13 protein-coding genes are annotated in these 13,911 nt (G+C 35.1%); 7 read left to right on the top strand and 6 right to left on the bottom strand.

What is annotated here, in order from left to right:
- Positions 1–34 precede the first annotated feature (34 nt).
- The 5 genes from ACULEU_RS00175 (at position 35) to ACULEU_RS00155 (ending at position 5,375) form a co-directional block, all read left to right on the top strand.
- Entirely contained in the window at positions 35–1,921 is a 1,887-nt protein-coding gene (locus ACULEU_RS00175; protein ID WP_445453444.1) for a M1 family metallopeptidase, read from the top strand.
- Between the two features lie 77 nt (positions 1,922–1,998).
- Positions 1,999–2,409 carry a hypothetical protein gene (locus ACULEU_RS00170; protein WP_445453443.1) on the top strand — a complete coding sequence of 137 codons (411 nt, stop codon included), beginning with the start codon at positions 1,999–2,001 and terminating at the stop codon, positions 2,407–2,409.
- Between the two features lie 2 nt (positions 2,410–2,411).
- The gene (gene rnpA / locus ACULEU_RS00165; protein WP_445453442.1) at positions 2,412–2,801 is read left to right on the top strand and encodes a ribonuclease P protein component; all 390 of its coding nucleotides are present in this window, start codon (positions 2,412–2,414) and stop codon (positions 2,799–2,801) included.
- Between the two features lie 113 nt (positions 2,802–2,914).
- On the top strand, positions 2,915–4,561 hold the full coding sequence (locus ACULEU_RS00160; RefSeq protein ID WP_445453441.1) for a S41 family peptidase: 1,647 nt from the start codon (positions 2,915–2,917) through the stop codon (positions 4,559–4,561).
- 1 nt (position 4,562) lies between these two features.
- Positions 4,563–5,375 (top strand): OmpA family protein, encoded by an 813-nt coding sequence (locus ACULEU_RS00155; RefSeq protein ID WP_445453440.1) that lies wholly within the window; start codon positions 4,563–4,565, stop codon positions 5,373–5,375.
- An 80-nt stretch (positions 5,376–5,455) separates the two neighbouring features.
- Here the strand turns inward: ACULEU_RS00155 and ACULEU_RS00150 are convergent, their stop codons facing one another.
- The 4 genes from ACULEU_RS00150 to ACULEU_RS00135 form a co-directional block, all read right to left on the bottom strand.
- Complete coding sequence (locus tag ACULEU_RS00150) at positions 5,456–5,902, bottom strand: GNAT family N-acetyltransferase (RefSeq protein WP_445453439.1); 447 nt, start codon at positions 5,900–5,902, stop codon at positions 5,456–5,458.
- Between the two features lie 2 nt (positions 5,903–5,904).
- The gene (locus ACULEU_RS00145; RefSeq protein WP_445453438.1) at positions 5,905–6,876 is read right to left on the bottom strand and encodes a DUF4837 family protein; all 972 of its coding nucleotides are present in this window, start codon (positions 6,874–6,876) and stop codon (positions 5,905–5,907) included.
- Positions 6,877–6,914: 38 nt separating this feature from the next.
- Positions 6,915–9,161 carry a LysM peptidoglycan-binding domain-containing protein gene (locus ACULEU_RS00140; RefSeq protein WP_445453437.1) on the bottom strand — a complete coding sequence of 749 codons (2,247 nt, stop codon included), beginning with the start codon at positions 9,159–9,161 and terminating at the stop codon, positions 6,915–6,917.
- A 98-nt stretch (positions 9,162–9,259) separates the two neighbouring features.
- Complete coding sequence (locus ACULEU_RS00135; protein WP_445453436.1) at positions 9,260–10,447, bottom strand: phosphoglycerate kinase; 1,188 nt, start codon at positions 10,445–10,447, stop codon at positions 9,260–9,262.
- Between the two features lie 209 nt (positions 10,448–10,656).
- Here ACULEU_RS00135 and ACULEU_RS00130 point away from each other — a divergent pair, with 209 nt between their 5' ends.
- Both ACULEU_RS00130 and ACULEU_RS00125 read left to right on the top strand, forming a co-directional pair.
- Positions 10,657–11,805 carry a DNA polymerase III subunit gene (locus tag ACULEU_RS00130; protein WP_445453435.1) on the top strand — a complete coding sequence of 383 codons (1,149 nt, stop codon included), beginning with the start codon at positions 10,657–10,659 and terminating at the stop codon, positions 11,803–11,805.
- Between the two features lie 5 nt (positions 11,806–11,810).
- Positions 11,811–12,197, top strand: a complete 387-nt coding sequence (locus tag ACULEU_RS00125; protein WP_445453434.1) for a DoxX family protein — start codon at positions 11,811–11,813, stop codon at positions 12,195–12,197.
- A 56-nt stretch (positions 12,198–12,253) separates the two neighbouring features.
- Here ACULEU_RS00125 and ACULEU_RS00120 read toward each other — a convergent pair whose 3' ends face one another.
- Together ACULEU_RS00120 and ACULEU_RS00115 are read right to left on the bottom strand one after the other, a co-directional pair.
- Positions 12,254–12,823, bottom strand: a complete 570-nt coding sequence (locus ACULEU_RS00120) for an OmpH family outer membrane protein (protein ID WP_445453433.1) — start codon at positions 12,821–12,823, stop codon at positions 12,254–12,256.
- 235 nt (positions 12,824–13,058) lie between these two features.
- Entirely contained in the window at positions 13,059–13,904 is an 846-nt protein-coding gene (locus tag ACULEU_RS00115; protein ID WP_445453432.1) for a class I SAM-dependent methyltransferase, read from the bottom strand.
- Between the last annotated feature and the right edge of the window lie 7 nt (positions 13,905–13,911).

Raw genomic sequence — 13,911 nt, 5'->3', positions numbered from 1 at the left:
GAAGCGTAAAACCTTCCTTTTTTATTTTATTTTTATGAAGAACAAGATTCTACTTGGTTGTATTGTACTGTGCTGCTCTTCAGTTTTTGCTCAGTCTACAAGTTATTGGCAACAAAAGGCAGACTATGAAATGACGGTTTCCATGAATGTCAAAAACTATCAGTATAAAGGCACTCAGAAATTGGTTTATACCAATAATTCTAACGATACGTTACGACGCGTGTATTATCATTTGTATAACAATGCTTTTCAACCCGGAAGCGAAATGGACATGCGTGCACAAACCATTGTAGACCCAGATGCGCGCTTCATTAAAAAAACTAAAGATTCCGACGGAAAAGAAATCAAGGAAATCAGAATTGCCAATCTTAAACCTAACGAAATCGGCTATCTGAAAATCGCCAACTTCAGACAAGATAATGCTCCTGCCAAAAATAAAGTAGTTGGTACTATACTTGAAGTCGATTTGGACAAACCCATTCTCCCTGGAACATCAACAACGTTTACTTTAGATTTTGAGGGTCAGGTTCCGGTACAAATTCGACGTTCCGGCCGCAATAATTCCGAAGGTGTAGAACTTTCGATGGCGCAATGGTATCCCAAAATAGCTGAATTCGATTTTGAAGGCTGGCACGCTGACCCTTATATTGGTCGGGAATTTCATGGCGTTTGGGGAGATTTTGATGTGAAAATCACTATCGATAAAAATTATCTTGTTGCCGGAAGCGGTGATTTGAAAAACAACAATGAGATTGGTTTTGGTTATGAAGATCAAGGAACAATAGTCAAAAAAGACTCCAAATCAAAAACGCAAACGTGGCATTTTGTGGCCAACAATGTACACGATTTTACTTGGGCCGCAGACAAAAACTACCTTCACGATATAGTAAAAGGTCCGGACAATGTGGACTTGCATTTCGTTTATAAAAACAATCCGAAAATAATTGATAATTGGAAAAAAATGCAACCGATTATGGTAGCGGTTATGGATTATTACAACAAAACCGTAGGCCCTTATCCGTATAAACAATATTCCTTTATTCAAGGTGGCGATGGCGGTATGGAATATGCCATGTGTACCTTAATGCTTGGCGAAGGAACATTAAACGGGATGATTGGCACCGCTATTCACGAATTGGCGCATTCTTGGTTTCAACACATTTTAGCTTCTAACGAATCTAAGCATCCATGGATGGACGAGGGATTTGCCAGCTATATTGAAGACATGGTTTCGAATGAACTTTCAACTAAGAAAGTTGAAAATCCCTTTGAAGGTTCTTACAGAACGTATGTTAAATTAGTCGAAACCGGCAAAGAGCAACCCTTATCTACTCATGGTGACCGTTATGATGAAAACCGAAGCTATAGCATAGCTTCGTATGTAAAAGGCGCACTTTTCCTTTCGCAACTGCAGTACCTCATCGGAAAAGAAAACACGGCCAAAACATTAACACGATTTTACAACGAATTTAAGTTCAAACATCCAACGCCAAATGATATTAAAAGAACGGCAGAACGTGTTTCCGGAGCGAATTTAGATTGGTATTTAACAGATTGGACTCAAACACTAAACACTATTGATTACAGCATTAAAAATGTTGAAAGTGCTACAGATGAAGTTCCAAGAACTGGCGTTACTTTAGAAAGAATTGGTAGAATGCCGATGCCAATGGATATTTTGGTTGAGTATACCGACGGAACTAAAGAAAGTTTCTACATTCCGTTGCGCATGATGAATTTTGAAAAAGAGAATCCGAATCCTGAAATTAAAAGAACGGTTTTACAAGACTGGGCTTGGGCTTATCCCACGTATTTTTTCGAAATCCCAAAATCAAAATCCAGCATCAAAAAGATTACTATTGACCCAAGTGGTTTTATGGCAGATGTGAAAAGAAGCAATAATATTTTTGAAGTAAAATAATTATAAAGCGAACTTTTAAGGTTCGCTTTTTTTTCGAATAGAATTTGTAGATTTACCGACGATAAAAACTTCATACGATGAAACCGATTCCACTGCTTATTGTTTGCCTTTTTTTAACTTTCGGAAGCCTTGCTTCTGCGCAACCTATTCGTTTTAAAACAAGTAGCGTAAGTTTTACCGATAAAAAAGACAACGAAAATTGGAACGAATGGTCAGACTTTGTCGATGCCAATGTGTTAATTACTGTAGATGCTAAGAAAGATTTAATAACTGTAAATTCAAGCGAAGTACAGTCGTTTAAAATCAAAGCTTACGGCGAAATCACCGATAATGATGAAGTAAACATTGTTCCTTTTGAATGTATGGACAATAAATTTTCAAAATGTACCATTCTGATTATTACCAAGAAAAAAGAGAACAACCGGATGCAGTTTTACATCAATTATAACGAAGTCAAATTTGTGTATAACATCTACAATGTCCAATAATAATGGATGCTTCCTATCCTAAAGCTGAAAAACTAAAAAGCAAAAAAATTATTGACATCCTTTTTACCGAAGGAAAATCGGTGAGTAAATACCCATTGCGCCTTGTGTATGTTGCCCATGATTTTGAAGATAATGTACCTTTAAAAATGGGCGTTTCGGTTTCTAAAAAATATTTTAAAAAGGCAGTCGACCGCAACTATTTCAAGCGTGTTTTGCGCGAATGTTATCGGTTAAATAAACCATTGCTTCAAGAAAATATGAATGCCAAATACTGCTGTATGTTTTTTTATCAAACTAAAGAAAAACTGTCGTATTCCGAAATAAACGAAAAAACAATTCGGCTTTTTGAGAAGTTTGCCCAAGCTATTCAGGCAGAACAGCATTTACTGTAAACTGTCAAGGCAATAAATTAGAACATTATACGTTTTAATTTAGCTAGTTATTGTTACATTAGTTGTCTTAATTCTTCTCATTAGAAAACGATTCAAACGAAAAAATAAAAAAGATGGTATCGAAAATTAAAAGCATTAAAAAAAGATATATAATTCCGGTAATATTGAGTGTGTTTCTCTTTATTGGCGTAAGTTTTAAAGATGATTATTTTGAGATTTCCAAGCAAATTGAAATCTTCACAACCTTATACAAAACCATCAATCAAAATTATGTAGACGAAACCAATCCGGCAGAATTAATGGACAAGGCTATTAAAAGTATGTTGGCCGATTTGGATCCGTATACTAATTATTTCAATGAACAGGATGTCATCAAATTCAAAATAAACAATACCGGAGAATATACCGGAATGGGCGCCATGATTACCCGAAAAGAAGATAAACTCATTGTAAAAGAACCTTACAAAGGATTTCCTGCCGACAAAGCCGGACTCAAAGCCGGAGATGAAATTATCCAAATTGGTGACGTATTATTGGCCGATTTTAAAGATGATGCCTCGCAATTAACCAAAGGCGCAAAAGGAACTAAAATCGATATTAAATACCTGCGTCAGGGGAAACCCATGAGTACCCAATTAATTCTTGATGAAGTAGCCGTAAAAGCCGTTCCTTTTTTCGGAATGGCAGATGATAAGACCGGATACATTGTATTAACGCAGTTTAACGCTAAGGCATCCTCAGAAACCAAAGAAGCTTTGGAGAAATTAAAAGAAGACGGAGCTAAACAGATTATTTTGGATTTACGTGGCAATGGTGGTGGCTTACTGCATGAAGCGGTAAACATTTGTAACCTTTTTGTTCCAAGAGGTGAGTTGATTGTAACGACAAAATCTAAAAACACCAAATACAACAATACCAACAAAACAACGAAAGAACCTGTCGATACCGAAATTCCACTAATAGTAATTGTAGACGGGAAAAGTGCGTCCGCCTCTGAAATTGTTGCCGGAGCTTTGCAAGATTTAGACCGAGCCGTTATCATCGGAAGCCGAAGTTTCGGGAAAGGATTGGTGCAGCGACCGATTGATATGACTTATGGAACTCAGGTTAAAGTGACTATTTCTAAATATTACACACCATCCGGAAGATGTATTCAGGCATTGGATTATGGACGGAAAGATAAAAACGGAAAAGCGATCCGAACAGAAGAGAAAAACTATAATGCCTTCAAAACCCAAAAAGGAAGAACCGTATATGATGGTGGCGGTATTTTACCTGATGTCGTTCTGGAAAACACCAAGACTAGTGCTATTGCCGAAGCTTTACAAAAAAATGATGCTATCTTTAGCTATGCGACTAATTACTATTACAAAAACCCAAATCTTGGCGACAAAATCCCTACGATTTCTGATGCCGACTTAGCGGATTTTAAAGCCTATCTGAAAAAAGAAAAGATTTCTATGAATACCGAAACAGAAATCGCTTTAAAAAATACTTTGGAAAAAGCTAAAAAGGAAAATTTAGATGCTACTATTGCTACCGAATATCAACAATTATTGAGTGCTTTGGAACGCAGTGAAGAGACGTTAATTGATAAAAATCAGAAGGAAATCAAGAATTTACTTTTAGACGAAATCATCAAAAGATATCAGTACAAGGAAGGTTTGTACCAATATTACCTAAAAAGCAATTTCGAAATCAAAAAGGCTATCGAAGTGCTCAACGACAAAGCTCAATACACTAAGATTTTGAAATTATAATATGAAGTTTTTAAAATATTTACCCCTATTGTTTTTCGGATGGCTTCAGGCTCAGGAAGAAATTGTCCATTCTGTTTACTTTGATTTTGATAAGCATGTCTTGAATGAAAAACAAGTCCATGACGCTGTTGATTTTATACAAAAAACCGATTCTACCCGAATCGAATCCATTCAGATTTTTGGTTATACCGATGATGTTGGAAAAGAAGCCTATAATTTCAAACTTTCTACCAAACGCGCTACAGCTATTCAGGACAAGTTCATTGAAAATGGTATTAAGAGTAAAATCATTGTAACTATTGAAGGAAAAGGGCGGATTTTAATAGATGATGATATTTTGGAAAATCTTCCCGAAAAACGCTCTAAAAACCGTCGTGTGGATATCGTTGTCAATGTAAAACCTTTGCCCAAAATCGAAATTCCGGGATTTTATACTACCATTCAAAAAAACCATATCGTTGGAGACCATATTTATCTGGAAAACGTATTGTTTCAAAGAGGCAGCAGTAAACTGGAATTCAAATCAAAAACAGACCTTGACAAAATAGCAAAGCTGCTTCATAAATATAAAAATCTGCAATTCGAAATTCAGGGACATGTGTGCTGTACGCCTCCTTATCAAAAAGAAGCTATTGACAAGGATACCAAAAAGCGACAGTTATCTTTTAACCGCGCACAAACGGTTTACAAGTATTTACTTTTCAAGAAAATTTCGAAAGACCGCATGACTTTCAAAGGTTATGGAAATACAGTGCCTTTAGGAAAAGGAGCGCAATACGACCGAAGAGTGGAATTGGTTATTACTAAAATCTAACCGTTGCGAATTTTTCCGTACTAATCTTTTCATCGTAAATATGGTAAAACAAATTTACAGAGGATAAAGCCTGAATTTAATCACGATCGCTTCATCTCAATATGAGGAATATCATCTTCGAGATACGTTTCGCTAGTCTGGATAAACCCATGGCTCTCGTAGAATTTTTTTAGATAAAGCTGGGCAGAAATGGTAATTTTAGTTTCGCCAAATTGGTGTTTCACAAAATAAATGGCTTCGCGCATGAGAATATGCCCTAATTTTTTATCTCGGTACGTAGGTTTAACCACTACTCTTCCGATGGAGGCTTCTTCAAAATAATCTTTGGGTTTGAATAAACGAGCATAGGCAACCGTTTGCCCATTATCTTCGCCAATTAAGTGCAATGCTTTTTGATCTTTACCGTCTATGTCCTGATAAACGCAGTTTTGCTCCACCACAAAGACTTCAGAGCGCAATTGCAGTAAATTATATAAGTCAATAGCAGAAAGTGCCTCAAATCGCTTTATTTTCCATTGTATGTCCATAATTATTTTTTGATTTGAATAGATTTGATGATGGATTCCAATTCGAACATCAAATCGCGTTTTTCTTTCGAAGGTGCATAGCAAAATCCCTCTAATACCAATATTCGTCGGTGTTCTTTATCAAAGATGGTATAATTGATAAAAGGTCCCGACATAAAGTCGTTTTTCATTTGCCAAGTTCCTTTGGTTTCATAGCATTTATTTCCCGCAAGCATTATTTTAGAGAAATAAGGAGAATACGCTGCTTCGGTTACCATCTGAGTACCGTAATCCGAACCGTGAATGTAGGCTTTTCCGATCGAGTCTCTGGTTCGGACAATATCATTTACAGCAGTATTGGTGTGGATACTTTTCCACGGAATCTGATAAATGATTAGACTAGTGTTCCCGCTTATGATTTCACTTTTGAGCCAAATGAAATTCTTTCTTCGCATTACGTATTCATATTTGGACGGTATAAGCAAATCGATATTGAACTTCTTTTGGATTTTTTTAGTATTTAATAAGGAATCTTTAAAGATATCCTGATTGTGAATAACCTCAATCGCACGCATCTTTTTAATAATGTCTGGCGCATTCTCTTCCAGAAGTTCAATTATTTCAAAAGAGGTTTTCCCCGAAATATGAAAAGCATTTTGAGGAGTTGCGAATTCATTTTCTTTGAATTCATATTTATTTTCATTGCCTTTCTTGACGATAATGATATTATGGCTACCTGTTGAAAATCCTTCAAAAAGCTTTACCGGATATTGATTGATGGTAAACAAAGGCTCTTCTTGTGGTAACCCTAAAACAGGCGATGCAAATTTGTTTCGGATACTATCACCTACTTCTCCGTTCCAAAGCTGATCATCAATAATTACGGAAATGGTGTTTATGGCTGCAGAAGATGTATCAGGAGTCTTGTCTTCCTTAAAAGAACAGGAACACAAAAAAGCCGGAAGTAAAAGCCATAAAAAAAGGGTTTTATTCATAATAGAAATAAAACCCAAATTTATAGAAGATTTTCGGATTAACCGTTAATTTTTAATTTCATCCCGGCTTTAAGGCTTTCGTTTTTGATGCCGTTCCATTTTTTTAAATCTGAAATAGAAACACCTGGGTATTTTTTAGCAATACTAAACAAAGAATCCCCTTTTTTTACATAATACAGTTTTACCTGATTTCTGTCGTTGGCAGCAATGCTTTCTTTTTTAGCGGAAGTGTTTTTGTTATCAGAAGTAATCACATATTTTTTTCCTACCACTAAGGTAGCGCCTAACTGGATGTTATTGTCTTCTAAATTATTCCAATCCTTAATATCCGAAACGGCTACATCGTATTTACGGGAAATGCTTCCTAAGTTTTCACCTTTTTCTACGATATGCTCTGTGATTTTAACATCTGCTTTGTTTGCGGTATCATTGGCTGAATCCTCGTTGCCTGCTACAGCTAGTTTTATCCCTTGATCAACATTCAACTCTTCGAGATTATTCCATTTTTTCAAGTCTTCTAAGCTAACGTTGAATTTTTTGGCAATACTGAATAAGTTATCACCTCTTTCTACAACGTAAAAATCGCTTGATTTTTCATCCTCATTTGAAGCAACATCTGTTTCCACGTTTTTATCGTTCTTAACCTCTTTTCTAACTGTGGTTACTACTCTTTCGTTTTTGATAATTTTCAAACTTTTTCCGGGAATGATATTGCTTCCTTTAAGTTTGTTCCATTTTTTAACTTCGGCAACTGTTACTCCGAATTTATCTGAGATTTCACCAAGGTTATCCCCTCTTTTAACTTTATGGTATTTTACAACATCTTTATAAGAAACTACTTTTTCCTCTTTAAATACTTTTGAAGAATGCGAGGCAATCTGCGATGGTTCTTTAACAGAAACAGTATCTGGTTTGGTTATTTTCTTATTGTTTGAGGCTATGGTTTCCATCGTGTAGATTTTTAATTTTCTACCCAAAGGCGCTTTATTGTTTTTAAGATGATTCCACTTTTTGAGTTCGGTCATCGTTATACCATAACGGTCTGAAATCTCACTAAGGCTATCCCCTTTTCTGACTTTATGATACTTAATTCTTGAAACCGTACCCTCGTTTTCAGAGCTGTTAGTACTTCTTGAAGCGAGCATACTCTCATAAGGTCTTTCTCTTTTGTCGGCCTCATACTTTACGAAAGCATATATTTTATCCTCGTTTGACGTAAATACAGCAATCTTATTCACCGGTAATCTCAAATAATGATTTTCTCCTGTGATATAAGGAACAACTTCTCTCTTGTAAGACGGATTTAAGAACTGCAATTCGGCAATAGGAACGTCTAACAAATCAGAAATTTGTTTGAAAGTCATTGCATTCTTTATCATTACAGTATCTGTAGCGAAATGATTAGCGATGGCTTTGTCTGGTTTTATGCCATGTTCTTTATGGTATTCAAAGATGTACATCGTTGCCAAAAAGGCAGGTAAATATCCTTGAGTTTCTTTATGAAGATAAGGTCTGATGTTCCAGTAATTTTGTTTTCCTCCTGATCGACGGATTGCTTTAGCAACATTACCCGGACCTGTATTATAGGAGGCAAGAACCAAATCCCAATCCCCAAAAATACCATACATATTTTTCATGTATTGCGTGGCGGCTTTACTCGCTTTCAAAGGATCGCTTCTTTCGTCTACATAAGTATCCACTTTTAATCCGTATTGTTTACCGGTCTGATACATAAACTGCCACAAACCTGTTGCTCCTACTCTTGAAACTGCTCTAGGATTCAATGCCGATTCCACAACAGATAAATACTTAATTTCAAGTGGAATATTCTGAGCTGCTAATGATTCTTCAAACATTGGAAAATAAAACTGAGAAACGCCCATTAATCTTTCGAATGCTCTTTTTCTGTTTTTTAAGAAAGATTTGATTACGTTTTCTAAACCAACATTATATTCGATATTGAAGGGTGATTTTTCGTCCAGCTTCTTCAGTCTTTCTTTTAAAAGTTCTGTGGACAATTCGTAATCCACTTTCTGATCCACATCGATATTTTTGATGTCAAAGCTCAGTTCGTTATACAAATCCAAACTTGCTAATTCCTGCATCCACAAGCTATCGACACAAGATGCAATGTTGTCTTGTACAAAAGTCGCTTTAATGGAATCAAGAACTTCTCTTCTCGTTAACGGCTCTTTTTTTATCGCTGTAGCGACGATGGTATCTTGAGCAAAAACTGCCGATGATACCAGGATTAGCGCCAGAGATGTGATTTTTTTTATGATCATAACTTTATTGTGTAAAGTGTTTATTTCGAATTCAGTTTTATTAATTGTCACCAATTAATAACGTAGCATATTGTTTTTTATTGTGTTGCCACAAAATTTTAACTTAAAATAGCTGCAATTCCAGGTAGCGTTTGTCCTTCTAACATTTCCAACATAGCGCCACCGCCAGTTGAAACATAGCTCATTTTATCTTCTAAACCAAATTGTTTAACCGCAGCTACGGAATCGCCTCCTCCGACAAGAGAAAAAGCACCATTTGCTGTTGACGCAGCTATATAATTCCCTAATTCAATGGTTCCGTTAGCAAAATTTTCCATTTCAAAAACACCTAATGGACCGTTCCAAAGAATTGTTTTCGATTCCATGATAACCTTTCTAAAATTCTCTAATGATTTTGGGCCCGCATCTAATCCTTGCCATCCATCAGGAATTTCCCGAACATCTACAATCTTAGTATTGGCATTATTTGAAAAGGCATCTGCTGCCACAACGTCAACTGGTATGTGAATTTGAACGTTTTTTTCTTTAGCCAAACGCAAAATTTCTAAAGCCAATTCCTGTTTGTCATCTTCACAAATAGAATCTCCGATTTTGCCACCTAGGGCTTTTACAAAAGTGAATGTCATTCCGCCACCAATAATCATGTGATCCACTTTGTCTAAAATATTTTCAATAACAGTAATCTTTGAAGAAACTTTAGACCCTCCTAAAACTGCAGTTACAGGTTTTACAGAGTTATTCAAAACCCGCTCTAAACTTTCGATTTCTTTAGCTAAAAGTGTACCAAAACATTTTGCATTGGGAAAAAATTTAGCAATTATCGTTGTAGAGGCATGCGCTCTGTGAGCAGTCCCAAAAGCATCGTTCACATAAATATCTCCCAAAGAAGCTAATTCTTTAGCAAAACCTTCATCTCCTGCTTCTTCTTCAGGATAAAATCGAAGATTTTCTAACAATAAAACTTCGCCTGGTTTTAAATCACGGGCAGCTTTTGCAGCTATATCTCCTCTACAATCTGACGCAAAGTGAACATTTCTGCCCAACACTTCCGATGTTTTTTCTACAATATGTCGTAATGAATATTTATCTTCTTTTCCTTTAGGTCTTCCTAGATGAGACATTAAAATTACACTTCCGCCATCAGCAAGAATAGTATCTATAGTTGACTTTGCAGCTTCAATTCTAGTAGCATCAGTAACATTAAAATTTTCGTCTAAGGGAACATTAAAATCAACTCTTATTAGGGCTTTTTTGCCTTTGAAATTGAAATCTTGAAGGGTTTTCATTTTGTGTTTTTCAGGGTTTGCATCCTTGCAAATATAGTAAAATTTAATTTCATCGGTAGTTTTTGTGCTTTTGTCGATGTTTTTTAAGGGAATTTTAAGGTTTAAAAACTTTATCCTCAAACGAATAGAAAGCAGTTTCTGAAAAAGAACCGCCTCTTTGCTTTCTAATTGTTATTCAAATTAGCAAAATATTTCCGTTATATTTGCCTATGCATTTTTCAGACATTCTTGGTCAGGACTACATAAAAAATCATCTCGTTAAGAGCGCTGCATCGGGAAGAATTCCTCATGCACAATTATTTGTTGGCCCTGAAGGCTGTGGAACTTTAGCCATGGCTATAGCTTACGCGCAATTTGTTTTATGTTCCAATTTAGGCTCTGAAAATAGGGGTGGCAATGAAAGCTGTAACCTAAAATTTCAATCGCTTTCCCATCCTGATTTACATTTTGTGTATCCCAATGTTACGAATGAAGAAGTAAAGACTAAACCTAAAAGTGCTGATTTCATAAGTGACTGGCGTGAATTTGTTTTAGCAAATCCTTACGGTAGCTTATTTGATTGGTACAAACATTTAGGGGTTCAAAATAAACAGGGTGAAATCCGAGTAGAAGACGCGCAGGATATTTTAAAATCATTAGCTTTAAAGTCCTACGAAGGAGGTTATAAAATCATGATTGTTTGGATGGCCGATAAAATGAACATTTCGGCTTCAAATAAATTACTAAAATTGCTCGAAGAACCACCTGAAAAAACACTCTTCCTCTTGATTACTGAAAATGAAGAAGATATTATACAAACGATTCGCTCAAGATGTCAAGTATTGCATTTTGGGGCTTTACCTGAAGCTATAATAGCAAAAGCGATTAAAGATAAATACTTTCTGGATGATGCTTCAGCAACAAAAGTTTCCCATCAAGCTCAGGGAAATTATAATAAAGCCATTCATATCGTTAACAACGATGCCGAAGACTTACCTTTTGAAAAGTGGTTTGTTGATTGGGTTCGGGCTGCTTTTAGAGCAAAAGGGAATGCTGCTGCAATTCAGGATTTGATTGTGTGGAGTGAAGAAGTTGCTGGTTTAGGTCGAGAAGGACAAAAACAATTTTTAAACTATTGCATTGTCATGTTTCGACAGGCATTATTGTTTAATTATGAAACGCAAAATCTGGTTTATGTAGAGCCTAAAATTGAGAACTTCAGCATTGCTAAATTCGCACCTTTTGTCAATGGAAACAATATAAATGCTATTTTTAAAGAGCTTTCAGATGCCATTTATCATATAGAACGAAATGGAAATGCCAAGATTATACTTACCGATTTATCAATAAAACTGACGAGATTAATTCATAAAAACTAATTCCTATGACCAATACTGCTTCTGTACTTGTTTTGATTTTTTTAGCTGTCACTTTTATACAATCTGCTTATGATAAAGTATTTGCCTGGCAAGGAAATGTTGATTGGCTTAAAAGTCATTTTGCGAATACCTCACTACTTAAAAACAATGTTCCTGCTGCGCTTGGAGTAATATTGCTTTTAGAATTAATAACGGGTATTTTAACTTTAGTTGGCTGTGTACAATTATTAATTAATGGCGAGAGGACATTTGGCTATTATGGTGCAGTTTTTTCTTGTATTACCCTGATTTTGTTGCTTTTAGGTCAACGTTTAGCAAAAGATTATGATGGTGCCAGAACTATTGCCATCTATTTTTTGCCAGCAGTTTTAGCTGTTTTTTGGCTATCTTGATATACTTAAAATAAAAAGCCGTCCTGATTGAGACGGCTTTTTTTATATAAAAAGATTTATTTTTTCTCTTCTTTAGGAGTTTCTTCCTTTTTGTTAGTAGACTGATATTTGTCGTTGATTAATTTTATTACTTCTTTGGTAATATCATAACTGTCTTTTGCATATAAAACAGATGGTGAAACATCGCCAGATCCGTAAATGTAGTCAAAGCCTTTTTGTTTACCATATTCCTGAATTATTTTTCTATAATTTTTTACCATTGAATCTTGCTCAACTCCGCTTTCCTGTTGCAATTGCTGTAACATTGCTTGTTGCGCATACGTCAATCTCTCTTCTCTTTGTTGTAATTCTGAGCCTTTTTGTTGTGCCCAGGCTTGACCATTTTTTTGTGCATTTTCTCTAAAACTTGCTGCTTCTGATTTGAACTGAGCGACTTCTGCATCTAATTGACTACCCATTACTTTGGCTTTGTCTTTATATTTTGCTTCAATATCTTTTGCCTCTGTCGATTCTTCCATCAATTTTGATGTATCTATATAGGCTGTTTTAAACTCTTTAATTTCTGTTGTTTTATTGCAAGAAATGATTGCAAATGCGAATGCAATAAGGAAGATTGTTTTTTTCATTATGTTTTACTAATTATTTTTCGAGTCCAAAAGTATAAAAATTAAATTCAATAATCTAAGGTTGATGTATTGTCTCTTTTATGATATAATTTTTATTTATTAAGGTTTAATTTGTTATGTTTTTTATCTATTGTTTTTACCCTCAAATAAAGCTAAATAAAGAAACTTTACCATTTTATCAACCACAAATGCATTTGAGGTTACTTTCGGCGAAAGTGGGCTTTAATTTCGATTTTTAGCTGTTTTTAATCACATAAATATGAGATGAAAACTCATTTGTTCGCTTTCCGTTGAGATTTGACTTTAATCCAACAAAAAAAGCCTTGATAAAATTCATTTTTCCAGATTTGTATTTCTCTGACAATAGACTTACATAAAAACTATCAAACTTCATTGGTAGCACGTCTACTAAAAGCATTTCTTTTTCAGAAAACAATTTTTGAATAGCAGTTCTCGAAAAATGCCAGATGTGTCTCGGCACATCATAAGCCGCCCAAAATCTTCCGTAATAATTGGCATCAAAAGATTTAAAGTTTGGGACCGCTATAATAATTGTTCCCTTTGGTTTTAGTAATCTTTTTAACTCTAAAATATACTCCTCTAAATTAGGCACGTGCTCCAAAACGTGCCACATGGTAATTACATCAAAAGAATGGCTTTCCAGATTCGATAAATTATCTGCAAAGTTTACTCCCTTTTTTAAAGCTATCGATTTTGCTTTCAAACTTGGTTCAATTCCTATTGTCTGCCAACCCTCATTTTTTGCCACTACTAAAAAATCTCCTGTTCCAGCTCCTATGTCTAAAAGCCTTCCTTTTTCAGATTGCGCATTAATTAGCTTTACTTTATTTTTAAGTGCAATGTTTTTTATTATATGGTATACTCTTTCAAATAATGATCGTTTTCCGTCTGTGTGGGAAATGTAATCATCACTTTCATAATAACTAGGTAATTTTTCTAAACTTGGCTTCGGAAAAGTGATTAATAAATCATACTCGGGATTGTGGTGCAATTCGAAAATCTCGTTTGAAACGGAATAATCTTTAACTTTTTTAAAAAAAATATTGTTCTGAAAACTCATAAAACTC

It is taken from the genome of Flavobacterium sp. 25HG05S-40 (genome assembly GCF_052654735.1).
Note: the sequence above shows the minus strand (reverse complement) of the source record. Positions and strands in the feature narration are given on the sequence as shown.

What these genes read in the sequence shown, in the direction of transcription:
- ACULEU_RS00150 (WP_445453439.1), bottom strand. Translation starts at nt 5,902, where the DNA reads ATGGACATACAATGGAAAATAAAGCGATTTGAGGCACTTTCTGCTATT.
- ACULEU_RS00130 (WP_445453435.1), top strand. Translation starts at nt 10,657, where the DNA reads ATGCATTTTTCAGACATTCTTGGTCAGGACTACATAAAAAATCATCTC.
- ACULEU_RS00120 (WP_445453433.1), bottom strand. Translation starts at nt 12,823, where the DNA reads ATGAAAAAAACAATCTTCCTTATTGCATTCGCATTTGCAATCATTTCT.
- ACULEU_RS00115 (WP_445453432.1), bottom strand. Translation starts at nt 13,904, where the DNA reads ATGAGTTTTCAGAACAATATTTTTTTTAAAAAAGTTAAAGATTATTCC.
- ACULEU_RS00175 (WP_445453444.1), top strand. Translation starts at nt 35, where the DNA reads ATGAAGAACAAGATTCTACTTGGTTGTATTGTACTGTGCTGCTCTTCA.
- ACULEU_RS00170 (WP_445453443.1), top strand. Translation starts at nt 1,999, where the DNA reads ATGAAACCGATTCCACTGCTTATTGTTTGCCTTTTTTTAACTTTCGGA.
- ACULEU_RS00135 (WP_445453436.1), bottom strand. Translation starts at nt 10,447, where the DNA reads ATGAAAACCCTTCAAGATTTCAATTTCAAAGGCAAAAAAGCCCTAATA.
- ACULEU_RS00125 (WP_445453434.1), top strand. Translation starts at nt 11,811, where the DNA reads ATGACCAATACTGCTTCTGTACTTGTTTTGATTTTTTTAGCTGTCACT.
- rnpA (WP_445453442.1), top strand. Translation starts at nt 2,412, where the DNA reads ATGGATGCTTCCTATCCTAAAGCTGAAAAACTAAAAAGCAAAAAAATT.
- ACULEU_RS00160 (WP_445453441.1), top strand. Translation starts at nt 2,915, where the DNA reads ATGGTATCGAAAATTAAAAGCATTAAAAAAAGATATATAATTCCGGTA.
- ACULEU_RS00140 (WP_445453437.1), bottom strand. Translation starts at nt 9,161, where the DNA reads ATGATCATAAAAAAAATCACATCTCTGGCGCTAATCCTGGTATCATCG.
- ACULEU_RS00155 (WP_445453440.1), top strand. Translation starts at nt 4,563, where the DNA reads ATGAAGTTTTTAAAATATTTACCCCTATTGTTTTTCGGATGGCTTCAG.
- ACULEU_RS00145 (WP_445453438.1), bottom strand. Translation starts at nt 6,876, where the DNA reads ATGAATAAAACCCTTTTTTTATGGCTTTTACTTCCGGCTTTTTTGTGT.